Raw genomic sequence first — 18,375 nt, forward strand, 5'->3', positions numbered from 1 at the left:
AAAGTTTTCAGAACTAAGTTTTACTCGACTCACTGAGTAGCTCGTGCCTCGCTAAGCGTTGCGCTCTGCCGTCTCAGTGGGGTCGCATTATAGGGAGAACAGATTTTAACGCAAGCGTTTTTTGAAGAAAACCTCAAATAAAGTGCTGTTCGTCTGTTTTACGAGCTAAAGGCATCAAAAGTGATAGTTTTCTGAGCAGCCAGCTCTCCTCTGGCCATTTTGTAGGCTCTACTGATACACTCAGTATTATTTACTCGAATATTTTTAGGTGCTCGAATGACAATCCGTTCTTATAAAGGAATTACTCCTACCTTGCATCACTTAGTCTATGTTGATGAGTCTGCCGTTTTAATCGGTGATATAACTTTGGGCGACAATAGTAGTGTGTGGCCACTAGTTGCTGCACGGGGCGATGTTAACTATATCCGTATCGGGGAACGTACCAATATACAAGATGGCAGCGTATTGCATCTAACTCGTTCCAGTAAAAGTAACCCTGATGGTTACCCACTCATTATTGGCGATGATGTTACTGTTGGGCATAAGGTAATGTTACATGGCTGTTGTTTGGGTAATCGTATTTTGGTCGGCATGGGCGCAATTGTAATGGATAATGCCATTATTGAAGATGATGTGATAATTGGTGGCGGTTCATTAGTTCCACCAAACAAACGCTTGGAATCAGGCTTTCTCTATGTGGGTAGCCCTGTAAAGCAGGCGCGTCCTTTAACGGAGCAAGAGCTGAGTTTTTTAAAAATATCAGCAACTAATTATGTTGAACTTAAAGATGAATATTTAGCTGAGGATTAACTCAGCACTGCAACAATAATTTGTCCTGCCGAGTTATATTCTTCATCTTCGATTAGTTGCTCGGCTATATCTTCATAGTCAAAACGCGCCCGTTCAAAATATAACTTTGCAGCTTGTTGATCTGCCAATGCTAGCGCGTGTGTGTCAATAACACATTCAACGATTAAGCCACTTACCTGAGCAAAAAACGTTAACAGCTGGGATTGTACGTTAAATTCAAATCGGTCGATAAATTGGATTGCTTGGTTCATGCAAGCTCTCCGCTTTTTAATGCCCGAATAACAGGGAGTATTTCAGGCATATTATTGCGCCACACAAAATAGGCTTGTGCAGCTTGCCCTACTAGCATGCCACTTCCATCAAGTACGTTAATATTAGCTTTATAGTCCTGAGCCCATTGCATAAACAACGTATTTTGCTGTGAATAAAACATATCATAAACATATTCACAGCCATCAAGGTGTTTTTTATCTAGCGCAGGCAATTCACCAAGCATGCTGCTAGATGTGGAGTTTACAATTAGCGAGTAATCACTTATTGGCAAATCATTAAAACCATACCCCGTTACATTGCCATATTGAGCAAATAATTCAGCTAGTTCTTTGCCTTTTGCTGCCGTACGATTGACTATGATGATTTCACTCGGCTGTTGTGCCAATAACGGTAAAATCACACCACGTGCAGCGCCTCCTGCACCTATTAGTAAGACCCGCTTATTTTTAATGGTAACCTGATTCACAAGCAGATCGTTCACAAAACCGATGCCATCGGTGTTATCACCTAATAAGCGCCCATCATCTAATAACTTAATAGTATTTACTGCTCCGACAATAGTTGCCAATTCAGTTCGCTCATCAACTAATTCATATGCTTGCTCTTTAAATGGCACAGTAACATTAGCCCCTTTACCGCCTGTGGCAAAAAAATCGGTTACGACTTTTTTAAAACCATCAATCGGTGCTAATATTGCGCAGTATTCGATTTGTTCGCCCAATGAGGTTGCAAATTGCTGATGTATCGCAGGGGATTTTGAGTGTTTAATAGGATTTCCAAAAACTGCATATTTATCCATATTTGAGCAACCTCTTTGTGCAGTAACATTACCTCGTAACTTACTGCTAATTAATGATGATAAAACTATGATTAAACGATTCTTTTCAAAATCGAAACCACCAGAGCAACAGCAAGCACCGACGCCAGAAAAAACACCTTATCAACTGATGGGTGGAGAAGCTGGTACTTTTGCACTTGCGAATCGATTCTACGACATTATGGCCAGCGATGAATACGCTAAACCGTTATATGATATGCATCCTCAACCATTGGACCGTATTCGCCAAGTGTTTTTTGAGTTTTTATCGGGATGGTTAGGCGGCCCAGACTTGTTTGTTGAAAAACATGGTCACCCTATGCTGCGTAAACGCCATATGCCTTTTCTAATTGATCAAAACTTACGAGAGCAATGGATGTATTGCATGAACAAAGCGTTAGACGCGGAAATTGATAATCCCTTATTACGAGAAGGGTTACGTAAATCTTTGGCACAACTTGCCAGTCATATGGTTAATCAACATTAAAAAAGGCGCATAATGCGCCTTTACTTCAACAACTATTACAGTTGCCAATCTCGAGTAACCAATTGCCCGGGTGTATTATCTAACCAATCTTGTGGACGTAAATAATATTGATACAACTTAGCCTCAGGGCTATCAGCTTCAGGAACGTAATTATATTCCCAACGGGCCAATGGTGGCATCGACATTAAAATAGACTCTGTACGACCACCGGTTTGTAAACCAAACAATGTTCCTCTATCCCACACTAAGTTAAATTCAACATAACGGCCTCGACGATAAAGTTGGAAGTCTCGTTGCTGCTCAGTAAATGGAGTTGCTTTTCTACGAGCTATAATCGGCAAATAAGCGTCTAAAAAGCCATTACCAACTGCTTGCATAAAGGCAAAGCTTTGCTCAAATCCGGTTTCATTCAAATCATCAAAAAATAAACCACCTACACCACGAGTTTCGTCGCGGTGTTTGAGATAAAAATACTCGTCACACCATTTTTTATATTTAGGGTAAGCCTCATCCCCAAACGGCGCACATAAATCATGCGCGACTTGATGCCAATGTTTAACATCGTCAAACACTGGGTAAAATGGCGTTAAGTCAAAACCACCACCAAACCACCAAATAGGCTCCTCACCTTGCTTTTCTGCAATGAAAAAGCGTACGTTAGCATGGCTCGTTGGAATATGTGGATTGTTTGGGTGGATCACTAGCGAGACACCACAGGCGTGGAAGCTACGACCAGCAAGTTCTGGACGATGCGCTGTTGCTGATGCAGGCATTGAAGCACCAAACACATGCGAGTAGTTCACCCCTCCTTGTTCGATAACATTGCCACCACGAATAACACGAGTTCGCCCACCACCGCCTTCTTTGCGTTGCCAACTGTCTTCTACAAACTTGGCTTGACCATCAGCTTGCTCTAAACCTTGGCAAATTATGTCTTGCAAGGCCATCAGGTAGGTTTTTACTTGTTCGAGTAAATTGCTGTGCATGGTTATCCTCTAAATACTTTGCCGGTCATTACATCTTTAATAGTGCTAGGTTGCGTGTTACCACCAAGTGGTTCATCTACATAAAATGCCGCCAGCTCGCCAAACTCACTTTTAGCCATGGCAATACTAGTGACCGTATCATGTCCTGATAAGTTAGCACTAGTAGACACCAGAGGTTTGCCTAACTCTTGGCATAAGCGCTTTACTGTTGGGTGACTAGTTACACGTACAGCAATGCTATCGAACTGCCCGGTTAACCACCTTGGTGTACTTTTAGCCGCAGGCATGACCCACGTAATTGCGCCAGGCCAGCTGGAAAAAATATCAGTGCGTTTATCCATCGGAATTTTTGCATCATCAACATACTTTAATAATTGCCCATAATTATCGGCAATTAAAATTAAGCCTTTCTCAACGGGGCGTTGCTTTATTGCTAGTAAACGCTCAACTGCTTGCTGATTATCGGGGTCACAGCCTAAACCATAAACCGCTTCGGTTGGGTAAACAATAACCCCGCCTTGCGACACTGCAGCAAAGGCCGTTAAAGGAACTGAGGTAGGATCAGTCACTGAAAATCTCCAAATACAATAAAATTAAAGCCGATAATTATTCACTCACCGTGAATTTATGCGAGCAACTTTTCTGAGGGCATTGTAGCACAACACTATTGGTCATTTGCTTTTGCACCATTACTGGCCATTGGCACGCGGGGCAGATACGGCTAACTGGTTTATGATTGAGTGTGTATTTACAACTTGGATAGCTGTTACATGAAAAAAATATTTTACCAAACTTATTGCTACGCGCCACTAACTGGCCTTTTTTACATTTCGGACACACAGGTAAGATTTCTTCATTTGTCTCAGGCTCATCATGAGCAATGTAGTGACACTCAGGATAACCCGTACAGCCAATAAACATACCATAGCGGCCATTCTTCACTACTAGCGGATTACCACACTCTGGGCAAGGGCTATCATCAAGTACTTTGATTTGTTGAGTATCATGTTGTGCTAAGGAGCGAATAAAATCACACTTAGGGTAACTTGCACAACCGAGAAAAGGTCCACTTTTACTATTACGGGTCACTAATTCAGAACCGCATTGAGGGCACACTTCATATTCTTTTTCTAGGGCATGTTGATTTGCAGAAAAAAGCGATTGGTCGATTTTACTCATGTGATTCCAAAGCGGTTGACTAATTTTCGCCTAATATACCCAAACTAATTAAAGATACAAGCGCAGCACTTGCTTAATGTAATACCTCTGCCGGCTCATCAAAAATAAGCTCTTCCATTTGTGCATAAGCTTGTTCTGAGCCTGGCACATTAAACAACACCATCAGTACCACCCATTTTAAATCATCAAGTGAGATATAAGGCTTATCCAACGCACACAAACGGTCCATAACCATTTCACGCGTTGCGCTGTTGATCACCCCTACTTGTTCAACAAACATTAAAAAGCCCCGACACTCTACGCTCAGCATCTGACATTCACTATCAGTAAAAATACGTATCGCATGTTGTGGGAGGCGATTTAAATAAGGGTATTCATCACTGTGCTGTAAATCAGCAAGCTGCTCAAGCCAATCTAGTGCTTTGTATATTTCGGGCTTATTAAAGCCGGCACGTAATAATTCGTCAGTGAGTTCATTATGCTCAACAAAGACTTCAGCTTCGCTGTGAATATAGTTTTCAAACAGATACATGAGGATATCGAACATGTTAGTTTCCTCCACACTAAAGCTTATCGAACTCTAATATAGCCATCTAATACACGCTCTACTCTATCTTCTAACTCAAGATCAAGTAAACGCGCTTGTACTTTGTCTATTGGCCATTGACTACGCTGAGCAATTATATCCACCGCAGTTATTTCAAAACCAACACTATTTAGTATTTCGCAGGCAGGTCCATCAACCGTCGCTTCTTCTATAGTATATAGACTGTTTTTGCATAAAAAGCTCACTTCGTCGAGAATATCACTGACATTTTCCACCAGCTTTGCACCTTGTTTAATTAAAAAGTGACTAGCTTCAGAGAGCGGGTTTTTAATTGAGCCAGGCACTGCAAAAACGTCTTTGTTTTGCTCTAGCGCATAACGTACGGTGATAAGCGAGCCGCTTTTTATTTCAGCCTCGACAATCAACACACCTAATGACAAACCAGATATTATACGATTACGTCTTGGGAAGTTATTCGCACTAGCCGCTGTACCGGGTAAAAACTCGCTCACCAATACCCCCCGTTCAGATACTTGCTCGGTAAGTAACTTATGCCGTTTAGGATAATAAACATCCACTCCAGTACCAAGCACGGCAATGGTTTTACCATTGCCCGCCAGTGCTCCTTTGTGAGCAGCCCCATCAATACCAAGCGCCATTCCGGAAGTTACCGTTAATCCAGCCACAGTGAGTTGATGAGCAAATTCAGCGGCGATCTCTAAGCCGATTGGCGTGGCATTACGGCTTCCAACAATAGCAATTTGCGGACTGGCCAATAACTCTAAATTGCCACGGCAAAATAGCAATAGAGGAGCGCTAGTAATTTCTTTTAATAATGGTGGATAGTGAGGATCGAAGTAGTCAATTGCGGTTATTTGTAAGTTAACAATTATCTGTTGATAATAGTCAACTTGCTGCCAATCGGTTGCTAGTAAATTAGTGGCGACCTGCGGGCTTAAACCATGACCGGTAAGCTGCTCATGAGTCAGCTCAAACAAATCATCTAATGGCAGTTTTTGTGCCAAAGCCAACAAGCTTTTAACACCCAAGCCTTTACATAAATAAAAGGCAAGCCAATGGGTTAGCTTGCCTGATGAATATTTCATGCTCCCTCCTTAGAACACTCAAACCTGAATTAATTTATAACTGCAAAATCACCGACTCGGATTGGGTGCTGGTTTTTTACGATTAAGGCATAACTAACGTTTTTATAAACTTTAAACACCATTAGCTGGCCGACCTGTTCTTTTGGCATATGCCACACAGTCGTGTCGGCATCGGCCTCAACACCAAAAAATTCGTTGGCGTTTGTTACTAACTTTTCAAGGCTATTTGAATCTTCTTTGTAGCGTGGGCCATTGCGACCGTCAAAAACAGTCGGTGATTGGCGCTCGATATCTAAAATATGACCTTCTTTAATTTGCTGCTGCGCCCCTAAGTTTAGCACTACAATATCCATTGTGCTAAATTCTCGTAATCCAGTCACTGATGCGATGATTTCACCCTGCACTGGCTGTTCAGGACGGTGAATATTAAAGTACGCAGGTAATAGCTGACCTTCTATCGCAGGCATTAAAAAATCACCCGCTTTGACCTCTCTCTTTACCTGCTCAACTTTAACTGAAGCAGGTACACCATTGGCAATATCACCTTTTCTAAATACACGCCCCACCGCCACTAATTGTGCTTTATTAGCCAACACTTCGTGCGTTTGCGGATCAACATATGTATCCCCCTTGCGGTAAATAGCGTATGACTCATGTAATTTCAGCTCACCTTTAACATAAACTATATGCCCTTCGGTATTCATTTTAGTGTTGACATTGGCACCTAAAATATAAGGTTTATCGGCAATGTCATCAGCATTTAGTGCTTGCTCATAGGTTAGGTAAGGACGCAACAGCTCAAGAGGTAAAGTAGGGATCGCATTTTTATCTTTTTGTACAATTCGACCATGTGGAGAAAGCTTTTTATAACCCTGATTAATCACCAAACGTGGATTACCGTGCTCATCATAGATTAAAGACAGTGCATCCCCAGGGTAAATTAGGTGTGGATTATTAATTTGTGGATTCATTTGCCAAAGCTCCGGCCACTGCCAAGGCTCTTGCAAATAAATCCCTGAAATACCCCAAAGTGTATCGCCTTTTTTCACAACGTATTGTTTAGGCGCATCTTTTTTCATAGTTAATACATCTGCTAACGATGGGAAAGTAGCACTTAATGCCAACATTGCCGCGAGTAATGGATATTTCATTGAGCTTCCTTGTGGTGTTTTTTCATTATTATCAACCAAAACCTGTTAAAGGTGAACGCGAATGGCTAAAATAAGAGCATACAATACCCTATATTATGCACAAGTGAAAAGGTTACTATGGCTAGGTTAGAAGTTTTAAGATTTCCAGATGAGCGTTTACGCACAATAGCAAAAGATGTTAAGCAAGTTGACGACCAAGTTCGCCAAATTGTCAAAGACATGCTAGAAACGATGTATGATGAAAACGGCATCGGACTAGCCGCAACACAAGTTGATATTCATCAACGTATTGTGGTGATCGATGTATCAGAAGAACGCAACGAACCATTGGTTTTAATTAACCCTGTTATTACCAAGCAAGATGGTGCAACAGTGAGTGAAGAAGGTTGTTTATCTGTACCACACTCTTACGCAAAAGTAGATCGCGCAGAGACCGTAACAGTTAACGCACTCAATGAGCACGGTGAAGAATTTAGCCTGGATGCTGACGAGCTGTTAGCTATTTGTATTCAACATGAGCTCGACCATTTACAGGGTAAACTATTTATTGATTACTTATCGCCATTAAAACGCCAACGTATTCGTAAAAAACTTGAAAAAGAAGCTAAGTTAGCAGCGCAATAATACCTTAGTAATAATTAGGAAGTTCAGTGACACAACCATTACGCATTATTTTTGCCGGTACGCCAGACTTTGCTGCGCGCCATTTACAAGCTCTTATCGACTCAGAGCATCAGATTGTTGGCGTGTATAGCCAACCCGACCGTCCAGCTGGACGCGGTAAAAAACTCAAAGCCAGTGAAGTGAAAGAGCTAGCACTGGCCAATGAGTTGGCAGTGTTTCAACCTGCCTCATTAAAAAATGACGACGCCCTAGCTAAACTAAATAGCTTAAATGCTGACCTTATGATCGTGGTCGCTTATGGGTTACTGTTACCAAAAGCAATTTTAGAGGCGCCACGGCTTGGTTGTTTAAATGTACACGGCTCAATTTTACCGCGCTGGCGTGGTGCCGCGCCGATTCAACGCGCTATCTGGGCAGGCGATAGTGAGACCGGCGTAACCATAATGCAAATGGATGAAGGCCTAGATACCGGAGATATGCTACATATTAGCCGCTGCCCTATTACTGCCACTGAAACAAGTGCCAGTTTATACACTAAGCTTGCCGATTTAGGCCCAAGCGCACTAATAGACACCATTACTAAATTAGCTAATGGCGAAATTACCCCGCAAGTTCAAAATGACGAACTGGCCAATTACGCTAAAAAACTATCGAAAGACGAAGCAAATATTGATTGGTCGATGGACGCAGCGCAAATAGAACGTAATATCCGCTCATTCAATCCATGGCCTGTGTGTTTTACCCAAATGGGCGAACACACAGTAAAAATTTATCAAGCCAATGTTGTTGAGCAGCAAGGTACTGCTGGCTCGGTATTACAAAGCGATAAACACGGCATTGTGATTGCCTGTGGTACTAATGCACTTAATATCACCCAATTACAACCTCAAGGCAAAAAGCCAATGACCGTCACTGATTTTTTAAATGGTCGGGCAGACTGGGTAACTCCAAACACAAGATTAGGCGAACACAATGAGTAAAGCTCCAAACGTACGAGCGCTTGCCGCCGAAACTTTATATAACGTCGTTGATAAAGGCGCGTCATTAAATCAAGAGCTCCCTTTTGCCAGTCAAGGTTTACCACCAAAAGATAAAGCGTTATTACAACAAATTTGTTATGGCGTGCTGCGTTATCTACCAAGTTTAGAAAATTATTGTCAACATCTCGTTGAGCAGCCACTTAAAGGCAAGCGCCGTATATTCCAATTTTTGCTGTATGTGGGCATTTACCAACTACAACATATGCGGGTTCCACCGCATGCTGCCATTAGCGAAACTGTTAATGCACTAGAACAACTACGCGCATTGGGTTTAAAAGGCTTGATCAACGCTATTTTACGCAGTTTTCAACGCCAGCAAGTAGAGCTTGAAGAACAAGCCAAGCAAATACCAGTGTGTTTATACAACCACCCTAACTGGTTTATCAAACAAGTTAAAGAGGCCTACCCTGAACAATGGGAGCAAGTTTTAGAGGCGAATCAGCTTCAAGCCCCTATGTGGTTACGTGTAAACCAAGCGCAATACAGTACCGCTCAATACAGTGAAATGCTCAGCGCAAATGATATTGAACACACTGTAAATCCTGACTTTGTTGATGGAATTAAACTTGATAAGCCACGCGATGTGTTTTCGTTGCCTGAATTCGACACCGGCGCATGTTCAGTACAAGATGCAGCAGCACAGCTTGCGGCACGCTTGTTAGATCCAAAAGCTGACGAGCATATTTTAGATGCCTGCGCAGCACCCGGTGGTAAAACCTGTCACATTCTAGAACTCGCAGATGCTGATGTACTGGCACTTGATAGCGATGCCACCCGCCTTGAACGTGTAAAGCAAAACCTTGAAAGAATTGGCTTAGGCGCTGATTTACAATGTGCCGATGCTTCGCAGCCACACAAATGGTGGGATGAGCAACAGTTTGACCGCATTCTATTAGATGTTCCTTGCTCTGCAACAGGTGTAATTCGTCGTCACCCAGATATCAAATGGCTACGTCGTGCATCAGATATCAATGATCTGGCGGCACTTCAAGGTGATATTCTCAATAGCATTTGGCCATTATTAAAACCAGGTGGCACGCTAATTTATGCAACCTGCTCAGTATTACCACAAGAGAACCAACAGCAAGTCGCTAAATTTTTAGCAAATAGTAAAGATGTTGAACATATCCCGCTACATGATAACGATACCCCAAGCAACCCTGGGCTGCAGTTACTGCCTGGTGAGAGTGACGGATTTTATTATGCCAAGCTTATAAAAACACACTCATAAGAAGCTTTTAGTAAACCATGAAAATAATCATACTCGGTGCAGGACAAGTCGGCGGTACACTCGCTGAAAATCTGGTAGGTGAACAAAACGAAATCACGGTTGTAGATATTGATGGCAACCGATTACGTGAGTTACAAGATAAATACGATCTACAGGGTGTTACAGGTCATAGTGCCCACCCTGATGTATTACGCCGCGCCGGTGCGGAAGACGCCGATATGATCATCGCAGTAACCAGTTCCGATGAAGTGAACATGGTCGCTTGCCAAGTCGCGTATAGTATTTTTAATACACCGACTAAAATTGCTCGGATCCGTTCAGAGCAATACTTAAAGTACCGAGAAAAGCTATTTCAAAACGATGACTTACCTGTTGACCACTACATTGCACCAGAACAATTAGTGACTAAGTATATCCGCCGCTTAATTGATTATCCTGGTGCGTTACAAGTGTTAGAGTTTGGCGATGGCATGCTCTCGCTGGTTGCGGTAAAGGCTTACTACGGCGGCTTATTGGTAGGTTATGCGCTATCAGCATTAAAAGAACACATACCCAACGTTGAAACTCGCGTTGCCGCAATTTACCGCCAAGGTAAAGCTATCAAACCACTGGGCACGACAGTAATTGAAGCGGATGATGAAGTGTTTTTCCTCGCTGCCACCAAACATATTCGTGCAGTAATGAACGAGCTGCAAAAATTAGAGCGTTCATACAAAAAAATTATGATTGCTGGTGGCGGTAATATTGGTGCTGGACTTGCTCGCTCTCTAGAAAAGAATCATAGCGTAAAATTGCTTGAACGAAATAAAGAACGTGCTGAGCAGTTATCAGAAATGCTTGATAATACAGTGGTGTTTTGTGGTGATGCATCAGATCAGGAGTTATTATCAGAAGAACACATCGAGCAAGTTGATGTATTCATCGCGGTAACCAATGATGATGAAGCTAATATTATGTCAGCCATGCTTGCTAAACGCATGGGTGCGCAAAAAACCATGGTGCTTATTCAACGTGGTGCATACGTAGATTTAGTGCAAGGTGGCGAAATTGATATTGCCATATCACCACAACAAGCAACGATTTCAGCACTGCTTACCCATGTTCGCCGTGGTGATATTGTTAATGTGTATTCATTACGTAAAGGCGCGGCAGAAGCCATTGAGGCGGTCGCCCATGGCGACGAACACACCTCAAAAGTTGTTGGCCGTGCAATTGCTGATATTAAGCTGCCCGCAGGTACAACTATTGGTGCGATTGTCCGCAATGATGATGTACTCATTGCCCACGACGATACCATCATCCACTCTGGCGATCACGTTATTATGTTCTTAATCGACAAGAAACACATCAACGTGGTTGAAAAACTATTCCAAGTTAGTGCCATTTTCTTATAACATAAAAAAGCAGCTTGCCCTTTTCACAAGGCAAAGCTGCTTTTACGAATAATGAAATTAATGTATTTTCAAATATAATTACTGTACTTTAGAAAATTCTTCTTTTGAAAGCTCACCATTACCATCAGCATCTAGCGCTGAAAAAATTTCAACCAATTGTGTATTTACTGATGCTTCTTTTTGGCTAATTGCGCCGTCGCCATCAGTATCGAATGTGTCAAAACTCACCGCAGCAAAAGCGGCTGATGAAGAAGCAAGGGCGATAATAGCAAGTGATGTTTTAATGTGTTTCATAATTAGTATCCAAATAAAGTAAGAGAAAAAGTCCTTTTCAGAGATCCATTTTAAATAAAAATAATTAAGCTTTTGCAAATTCTTGTTTTGAAAGCTCACCATTGCCGTCAGTATCAAGCTCTGAGAATTGGCTCATTAGCTTTGCATCTACTGCCGCTTCGCTTTGGCTAATTGCACCGTTACCATCAACGTCTAGGGTATCGAAATCTGTTGCAGCAAACGCTGCCGATGAAGATGCAAGCGCGATAAGTGCTAAAGTTTTATTTAATGTTTTCATATTTATATTCCTTCACTGTTTTACAAAAAAGGGTTTTGAGTCCTTGCTATCCTTTATCATAGGCTTCTTGCCTATTTAGGTTGTCTTGGGCAACTCAGAATCTGCTAGCGATTAAAACCGTTTGGCTCGCGGCCATTAAGCTTTTTCAAACTCTGCTTTAGATAGCTCACCGTTGCCGTCTGTATCCAGCTCTGTAAACTTACTCATTAATTGCGCATCAACTGATTTCGCTTTGACTAATTACGCCATTGCTATCTACGTCAAGCGTGTCGAAATCTGAAGCTGCAAATGCAGCTGATGAAGATGCAAGTGCGATAAGTGCTAATGTTTTATTTAATGTGTTCATAATAAAATTCCTTCAATTTCTATCTGTGAATGCTTAAATTAGTAAAAGTGGAAATCCTTTTCTAAGATCCCTGTGGCTCTATTAAGCCTTTGAAAACTCTTCTTTAGAAAGCTCACCGTTGCCGTCTGTATCCAGCTCTGTAAACTTACTCATTAATTGCGCATCAACTGATGCTTCGCTTTGACTAATTGCGCCATTGCCATCTACGTCAAGCATGTCGAAATCTGAAGCAGCAAATGCCGCTGATGAAGAAGCTAGTGCGATAAGTGCTAATGTTTTATTTAATGTATTCATAATTAATATTCCTTCAATGTACTATCAAAAAAATTGCCAATGTTTTCGCTGACCGCACTATCCTTGTTATTCTTCTTAACAGGCTCCTTGCCTATTTAGGTGTCTTTGGCACTCAGAATTGATCAGTGTTTTATACAAGCCTAGTTTAGTACCATTAGGCTTTTGAAAATTCTTCTTTTGATAACTCACCGTTTTGGTCAGTATCAAGTTCAGTAAACTTAGCCGAAATAGCGGCATCAGCGGCTGCTTCTTGTTGGCTAATAACACCGTTGCCATCAACATCAAGAGTATCAAAGTCAGTACCAGCGAAAGCGGCTGAAGAAGATGCTAGTGCGATAAGTGCTAATGTTTTATTTAATGTGTTCATAATAAATATTCCTTCAAAGTTTATGGTGGTGAACGTTGTAGTGATAATCACCTTTTCGTTCAATACAACTAGAGTACTACAACTTCGATGCCAATAATTTATTATTAATAAAAATCAATTGCTTACAATGTTTAGTGGTGATTTTTTGAAATTTCTGCGGCTTTGCTTGTTGCAATTTAGCAACGCAGATTTTATGAGGATTGATAAATACATTAAAATCAGATAGTTAAAATTAATTAAAATGACACACAAACAGCTGTACTAGCAAAAACAGTTGAATTTTCTAGCCCAGCGACCCAAACCACAACTGAACAGCAAATTTAATTGATAAAAAACAAATACTTTTTAATTTATAACTAATTGAAAGATAATAAAAATAAAATAAATTCCGCGAAACAAGTAAAAAAAGCAGAGGTTTTAATTTAAAAAGAGGGAATTGTTGCCATTATGCGAAAACAATAGCAACGATATGACAGGATTTAGTTAAGGTTGGACAATTTCAATCACAATAGCGGTTTTCACTGAATTGGCGATAAAACACAATTCATGAGCCTGATGATGCATAGCCTCCAAATCCACTATGCTAGGTTGCTCATTATTTGTAAATTGCACACAGGGCTTTAAAGTGACTTGCGTCATCGACATACGGCCATCACTAGTTTGCTGCATTAAACCAACCGCGTCATCCTGATAGCTATCAACCGTAAGTTTATTTTTCGCTGCAATAGATAAAAAGAACAACATATGACAACTGGATAGCGAAGCAATAAACGCTTCTTCTGGATCAACATTTTCTGCAACCGAATACGGCAATGGCACTATATCAGGAGCAGAAGATGCATCAACCCTTGCTCCACCATCAAATTGCCACTGGTGAGCTCGGCTATATTTATTATCGATAAACAACTCATTTGCTTGGCGAGACCAGACAACACTTGCTACATACTCAGACATTTCAATTTCCCCACTCTAGTTAAATTTACACATTCCACAGCCCAGCATTTTATCCGGCCTACTTAAATATCCGTAACGAGCATAAAAAGATTCTTTACCTTTAGCTGAGAGCAGTCCGATGGTTGCACCTTTTTTTGCTGCCCCCGCCAAATACATTTCTATATTATTCATAATCAACGCACCAATACCTTGCCTTTGAAACTCTGGATCGACAACAACATCTTGAATATAAAAAAATAAGCCACCATCACCGATTACACGACCCATACCAACAAGTAGCCCCTCCAGCCGGATCACTACATGAAATAACGAGCTGTTTAAACTAGTCTGTGCCAAATCAGCATCGACTTTACCCCAACCGACTTTTTCTCTTAATAAGAGAAATTCTTCTAAAGATGGGCAGCTCAGTTCCACGGTATATCTAATACTCCTCACTAAGCCTAACCTCCGTCATTCAATATCTGGTTAACTTTTGTGTAAGTGTTTCACCAAGTAACACTTGTCATTGAAATCTTATATTAAAATTAAATCACTAACGAAAATGCGCTTAACCATAGTAATTGCACACCATAGGCAAGCCGTTGATACAAGCCGGCATTAGCTTGTTGCTTAAAAGCACTTGCCAACAAAATTACAAGATAGCCGGTAATACCCACACACAAAATTGAAAAAAGCCGAAATGAAATACTAGCATATGAGCTTGCAGCAACAAGAACTGGTGCAATCAGCAAAGACAGCAGCATTACCAAGCCTGCCCAAGAATGTATTTGGCAACTTAAGGTCGGTGTTTTGGTTTGAGGATCCGCATCCATAGGGTAATAACCGGCAACCCACGTACCCACACCATGAATAATGACAAGAAAACCAACCAATGTAATTAATACAGGGGTATTTTTCAGTTGCAAGACATACCAGCCAAACAAGCAAAACAATAAACCAAGTGGGTAGTTATTAATAATAGGAGAGAGTTTTTCTGTAGGACTACCAGCAGCTCCGAGCTCGCTGCAAAACTGTTTTGTATGGCTATAGCCAGGATAAAGCTTGCCAGCGGTATACACCCCAACAACAATCCAGACACTGGCAATTAATGCACAGTATAAGCCAAAGTAACTTAACATAATCAACGTCCATCCTTGAATCAAGAACTTGATAGTAAGCTGATTTAGTTAAACTGTAAATTGCTGCCAAATTATACCAACAGAAAAAAAGCAGCCCGGGGGTGGTGGCTGCTTTTGAACGTAATCAATGTAAAATCCTTTTCGAGATTCCTTGTGCGCGAAGGTTGAATTACGCGTTTGAAAACTCTTCTTTTGATAACTCACCGTTACCATCAGTATCAAGTTCAGTAAACTTGCTCATAAGCTCTGCATCAACAGACGCCTCGCTTTGGCTGATTGTGCCACTACCATCAACATCCAAGGTATCGAAGTCTGTTGCAGCAAATGCAGCTGAAGAAGATGCAAGTGCGATTAGTGCTAATGTTTTGTTTAATGTGTTCATAATTAATATTCCTTCAATGTACTATCAAAAAATTGGTTTCAATACTGGTTTTCAATGCGAGTAAAGCCTTCCTTGTTATCCTTTATCATGGGTTCCTTTCCCACTTAGGTTGTCTTTGGCAACTCAGGATAAACTCTGTATTAAGTTATTAAGCTTTTGAATACTCTTCTTTTGATAACTCACCGTTTTGGTCAGTATCACGTTCTGCAAATCTATTTAAAAGTTCAGCATCTTCTGCTGCTTCAACCTGACTGATTGCACCATTTTCATCAACATCCAGCGTATCGAAGTCTAACGCTTCAAAAGCAAATGCTGCTGATGAAGAAGTTAATGCGACAAGTACTAGCGCTTTATTTAGTGTGTTCATTACTTCTCTCCTTTCACCTGAGGTGATGAATAGTGTGTTACGAAGTCCTTTTCATTTTTCCCTGTCAAAAAGCGACATTAAGCTTTTGAAAACTCTGCTTTTGAAAGTTCGCCGTTACCGTCGGTATCAAGCTCTGCAAATTGGCTCATAAGCTCAGCATCAACCGATGCTTCACTTTGGCTAATTGCACCGTTGCCATCAACATCTAGCGTATCAAAATCGGTAGCAGCAAACGCCGCTGATGAAGATGCCAGTGCGATAAGTGCCAATGTTTTATTTAATGTGTTCATAATAAATATTCCTTCAATGTTTATGGTTTTGAACGATGTGTTAATCACATTTTCGTTCTGTACAACTAGACTATTACAAGTTCGGTGCCATATTTTAAAAGACATTTAAAATCAAAAGGTTAAAAATAAAACTTGCTTTTAACTGGCTATTTATGGTGTTTTTTTGTTGCTTTTTAGCAACACGCAAACCACCTATAAAATATAGTTTATAAAAATCAATTGATTAGGTTTAATAGAAAAGACACAGATCCGTACTTAGCGTGTTCGTATTTATGTTTTTATAAGTAAGAAAAGTAACAGGCACTGAAATTAACCAGTTGGAAAATAGCAACTGAAATAAACAAAAAATTTATATTACTGATAAATAATGATAATTTATAACAATAAAAATAAATTTAGAGTTCTTTAAGGTGGGTTACGGCATATCCGCTATTTTGTTGCAAAACAGCGAATATGCTCAAATTTACACCAGTGGATCAAGTACTGCAAAGTCAATAAAGGGGAATACGAGTTTGTAAGCGTAAACTAAATAATTGCATTTTAGCTGGGTATATACAAATTAACCACGCCAGAAGGTCGGTGTAAACAACACTAATAAGGTGAATATCTCTAATCGCCCAAACACCATAGCAATGGTTAATAACCATTTAGCGCCATCACTAATAGCGCCATAATGTGACGCAACATCACCCAAACCTGGGCCAAGGTTATTTAAGCAGGCTGCGGTGGCTGAGAACGCAGTTATGTTATCCATACCAGTGCCCATTAACGCTAACATAATAATCACAAATACCAGCGCATAAGCAGAGAAAAATCCCCATACGGCTTCAACTACTTTATCTGGTAATGCCTTACGACCAAGTTTAATAGAATAAATAGCACGAGGATGCACTAACCGATTAAGCTCACGTATTCCTTGCAGATAAAGTAAAAACACCCTAACTACTTTCATACCGCCGCCAGTGGAACCCGCACAACCTCCAATAAAGCTAGAAAATATCAGTAAAATGGGCAAGAACAACGGCCATGCAGAAAAATTATCGGTGGCAAAACCCGCAGTAGTACCAATTGACACCGCTTGAAAGAGCGCCTGATCGAGCGTTTCGTCACCGTTTGCATATATATTATTGGACGATAGTACCGTAAAGCACACTATCACTAGCGCTAATTGAATAAACAAAAATACTTTAAACTCAGGGTCACGGATATACACTCTGAGATTTCGACTCGAAACGGCCGCGTAATGCAAAGTGAAATTAACGGCGGCGATAATTAAAAATATCACACAAATAAAGTTAATTAATGGACTATCAAAATGCCCCATAGAAGCATCGTAAGTAGAGAATCCGCCGATCGCAACAGTAGAAAATGAATGACAAATAGCATCAAACCAATTCATTCCGGCAGCCCAATACGCCAAAGTACACGCAATAGTTAATGACACATAAATATACCAAAGATGTTTTGCGGTATCGGCGATACGTGGCGTCATTTTGGAATCTTTCACAGGCCCTGGAGTTTCAGCTCGATATAACTGCATACCACCAACGCCAAGCATGGGTAACACTGCAACTGCTAATACGATTATCCCCATACCGCCTAACCATTGCAGTTGTTGGCGATAAAACAATACCGATTTAGGAAGATACTCAATGCCTGTGAGCACCGTTGCCCCTGTCGTCGTTAAACCTGAGAACGCCTCAAATACGGCATCCGCTAAGGATAAATTAGGTTCTTGTAAAAAAATCAGCGGTAAAGATGCGAATGTCCCTAGTACTAACCAAAATAGCACCACAATTAAAAAACCTTCGCGAGCTTTTAAATCTCCCTGCTCGCGTCTATTTGGATAATATGCAAGTAAGCCAATCATGACACTGAATATAAATGCGAGGACAAATGGCACGCCACCACCATCTTTATAAATGAGCGATACAATTGCCGGCGGCACCATGGTGATACTGAACAGCACAACCAGTTGGCCGAGAATTTTTATGATGGTACGAAATTGCATGAACTATCGCTTTTTATTAAGTAATGATTA

The 18,375-nt window shown here is 40.9% G+C and carries 25 protein-coding genes and 1 pseudogene; 6 read left to right on the forward strand and 20 right to left on the reverse strand.

Annotated features, from left to right (window positions below):
• The first annotated feature begins 276 nt into the window (after positions 1-276).
• The gene (locus HHO47_RS17135; RefSeq protein WP_169021389.1) at positions 277-810 is read left to right on the forward strand and encodes a gamma carbonic anhydrase family protein; all 534 of its coding nucleotides are present in this window, start codon (positions 277-279) and stop codon (positions 808-810) included.
• Here HHO47_RS17135 and HHO47_RS17140 read toward each other — a convergent pair.
• Positions 807-1,061: a DUF1488 family protein gene (locus HHO47_RS17140; protein WP_169021390.1), complete on the reverse strand. Its 255-nt coding sequence runs from the start codon at positions 1,059-1,061 to the stop codon at positions 807-809. The two genes, HHO47_RS17135 and HHO47_RS17140, sit on opposite strands and share 4 nt — an antisense overlap.
• Positions 1,058-1,882 carry a shikimate dehydrogenase gene (aroE, locus tag HHO47_RS17145; protein ID WP_169021391.1) on the reverse strand — a complete coding sequence of 275 codons (825 nt, stop codon included), beginning with the start codon at positions 1,880-1,882 and terminating at the stop codon, positions 1,058-1,060. Before aroE ends, HHO47_RS17140 begins: the two co-directional genes overlap by 4 nt.
• 67 nt (positions 1,883-1,949) lie before the next feature.
• Here aroE and HHO47_RS17150 point away from each other — a divergent pair, with 67 nt between their 5' ends.
• On the forward strand, positions 1,950-2,387 hold the full coding sequence (locus HHO47_RS17150; protein WP_169021392.1) for a group II truncated hemoglobin: 438 nt from the start codon (positions 1,950-1,952) through the stop codon (positions 2,385-2,387).
• A gap of 35 nt (positions 2,388-2,422) precedes the next feature.
• Here HHO47_RS17150 and hemF read toward each other — a convergent pair whose 3' ends face one another.
• From hemF to HHO47_RS17180, 6 genes are all read right to left on the reverse strand, one after another.
• Complete coding sequence (hemF, locus tag HHO47_RS17155; RefSeq protein ID WP_169021393.1) at positions 2,423-3,373, reverse strand: oxygen-dependent coproporphyrinogen oxidase; 951 nt, start codon at positions 3,371-3,373, stop codon at positions 2,423-2,425.
• Between the two features lie 2 nt (positions 3,374-3,375).
• The gene (locus HHO47_RS17160) at positions 3,376-3,942 is read right to left on the reverse strand and encodes an L-threonylcarbamoyladenylate synthase (RefSeq protein ID WP_169021394.1); all 567 of its coding nucleotides are present in this window, start codon (positions 3,940-3,942) and stop codon (positions 3,376-3,378) included.
• A gap of 37 nt (positions 3,943-3,979) precedes the next feature.
• The gene (locus HHO47_RS17165; protein ID WP_169021395.1) at positions 3,980-4,552 is read right to left on the reverse strand and encodes a DNA topoisomerase family protein; all 573 of its coding nucleotides are present in this window, start codon (positions 4,550-4,552) and stop codon (positions 3,980-3,982) included.
• A 73-nt stretch (positions 4,553-4,625) separates the two neighbouring features.
• Positions 4,626-5,099: a DUF494 family protein gene (locus HHO47_RS17170; protein WP_169021396.1), complete on the reverse strand. Its 474-nt coding sequence runs from the start codon at positions 5,097-5,099 to the stop codon at positions 4,626-4,628.
• A gap of 23 nt (positions 5,100-5,122) precedes the next feature.
• On the reverse strand, positions 5,123-6,205 hold the full coding sequence (gene dprA, locus HHO47_RS17175; RefSeq protein WP_169021397.1) for a DNA-processing protein DprA: 1,083 nt from the start codon (positions 6,203-6,205) through the stop codon (positions 5,123-5,125).
• 29 nt (positions 6,206-6,234) lie between these two features.
• The gene (locus HHO47_RS17180) at positions 6,235-7,356 is read right to left on the reverse strand and encodes a LysM peptidoglycan-binding domain-containing protein (protein WP_169021398.1); all 1,122 of its coding nucleotides are present in this window, start codon (positions 7,354-7,356) and stop codon (positions 6,235-6,237) included.
• Positions 7,357-7,473: 117 nt separating this feature from the next.
• Between HHO47_RS17180 and def the strand changes: the two genes are divergently transcribed.
• From def to trkA, 4 genes are read left to right on the forward strand one after another with little or no spacing between them, the layout of a single operon-like run.
• Positions 7,474-7,980 (forward strand): peptide deformylase, encoded by a 507-nt coding sequence (gene def, locus HHO47_RS17185; RefSeq protein ID WP_169021399.1) that lies wholly within the window; start codon positions 7,474-7,476, stop codon positions 7,978-7,980.
• 26 nt (positions 7,981-8,006) lie between these two features.
• The gene (gene fmt / locus HHO47_RS17190) at positions 8,007-8,960 is read left to right on the forward strand and encodes a methionyl-tRNA formyltransferase (RefSeq protein ID WP_169021400.1); all 954 of its coding nucleotides are present in this window, start codon (positions 8,007-8,009) and stop codon (positions 8,958-8,960) included.
• On the forward strand, positions 8,953-10,251 hold the full coding sequence (gene rsmB, locus HHO47_RS17195) for a 16S rRNA (cytosine(967)-C(5))-methyltransferase RsmB (protein WP_169021401.1): 1,299 nt from the start codon (positions 8,953-8,955) through the stop codon (positions 10,249-10,251). Before fmt ends, rsmB begins: the two co-directional genes overlap by 8 nt.
• A gap of 17 nt (positions 10,252-10,268) precedes the next feature.
• Positions 10,269-11,645: a Trk system potassium transporter TrkA gene (gene trkA / locus HHO47_RS17200; protein ID WP_064668279.1), complete on the forward strand. Its 1,377-nt coding sequence runs from the start codon at positions 10,269-10,271 to the stop codon at positions 11,643-11,645.
• 78 nt (positions 11,646-11,723) lie between these two features.
• Here the strand turns inward: trkA and HHO47_RS17205 are convergent, their stop codons facing one another.
• The 12 genes and pseudogenes from HHO47_RS17205 to HHO47_RS17260 form a co-directional block, all read right to left on the reverse strand.
• On the reverse strand, positions 11,724-11,939 hold the full coding sequence (locus HHO47_RS17205; RefSeq protein ID WP_169021402.1) for an EF-hand domain-containing protein: 216 nt from the start codon (positions 11,937-11,939) through the stop codon (positions 11,724-11,726).
• Positions 11,940-12,003: 64 nt separating this feature from the next.
• On the reverse strand, positions 12,004-12,216 hold the full coding sequence (locus HHO47_RS17210) for a calmodulin (protein WP_169021403.1): 213 nt from the start codon (positions 12,214-12,216) through the stop codon (positions 12,004-12,006).
• Positions 12,217-12,351: 135 nt separating this feature from the next.
• Positions 12,352-12,562: pseudogene (locus HHO47_RS17215) on the reverse strand (calmodulin).
• A gap of 81 nt (positions 12,563-12,643) precedes the next feature.
• Complete coding sequence (locus HHO47_RS17220) at positions 12,644-12,856, reverse strand: calmodulin (protein ID WP_169021404.1); 213 nt, start codon at positions 12,854-12,856, stop codon at positions 12,644-12,646.
• Positions 12,857-13,010: 154 nt separating this feature from the next.
• Positions 13,011-13,223 (reverse strand): calmodulin, encoded by a 213-nt coding sequence (locus HHO47_RS17225; protein WP_169021405.1) that lies wholly within the window; start codon positions 13,221-13,223, stop codon positions 13,011-13,013.
• A gap of 483 nt (positions 13,224-13,706) precedes the next feature.
• Complete coding sequence (locus HHO47_RS17230) at positions 13,707-14,177, reverse strand: OsmC family protein (RefSeq protein WP_169021406.1); 471 nt, start codon at positions 14,175-14,177, stop codon at positions 13,707-13,709.
• Positions 14,178-14,192: 15 nt separating this feature from the next.
• Complete coding sequence (locus HHO47_RS17235) at positions 14,193-14,591, reverse strand: GNAT family N-acetyltransferase (protein ID WP_169021407.1); 399 nt, start codon at positions 14,589-14,591, stop codon at positions 14,193-14,195.
• A 110-nt stretch (positions 14,592-14,701) separates the two neighbouring features.
• Positions 14,702-15,295, reverse strand: coding sequence for a DUF998 domain-containing protein (locus HHO47_RS17240; RefSeq protein WP_169021408.1), 594 nt, complete (start codon positions 15,293-15,295; stop codon positions 14,702-14,704).
• Positions 15,296-15,464: 169 nt separating this feature from the next.
• Positions 15,465-15,677, reverse strand: coding sequence for an EF-hand domain-containing protein (locus HHO47_RS17245; RefSeq protein WP_169021409.1), 213 nt, complete (start codon positions 15,675-15,677; stop codon positions 15,465-15,467).
• Between the two features lie 148 nt (positions 15,678-15,825).
• A complete protein-coding gene (locus tag HHO47_RS17250; RefSeq protein ID WP_064668274.1) occupies positions 15,826-16,044 on the reverse strand; it encodes a hypothetical protein in 219 nt (72 codons plus the stop codon).
• Between the two features lie 77 nt (positions 16,045-16,121).
• Entirely contained in the window at positions 16,122-16,334 is a 213-nt protein-coding gene (locus HHO47_RS17255; RefSeq protein ID WP_145241748.1) for a calmodulin, read from the reverse strand.
• Between the two features lie 559 nt (positions 16,335-16,893).
• On the reverse strand, positions 16,894-18,345 hold the full coding sequence (locus HHO47_RS17260; RefSeq protein WP_169021410.1) for a TrkH family potassium uptake protein: 1,452 nt from the start codon (positions 18,343-18,345) through the stop codon (positions 16,894-16,896).
• Positions 18,346-18,375 lie beyond the last annotated feature (30 nt).

It is taken from the genome of Pseudoalteromonas arctica (assembly GCF_012927645.1).
In the GTDB taxonomy this organism is placed as follows: Bacteria; Pseudomonadota; Gammaproteobacteria; order Enterobacterales; family Alteromonadaceae; genus Pseudoalteromonas; species Pseudoalteromonas arctica_A.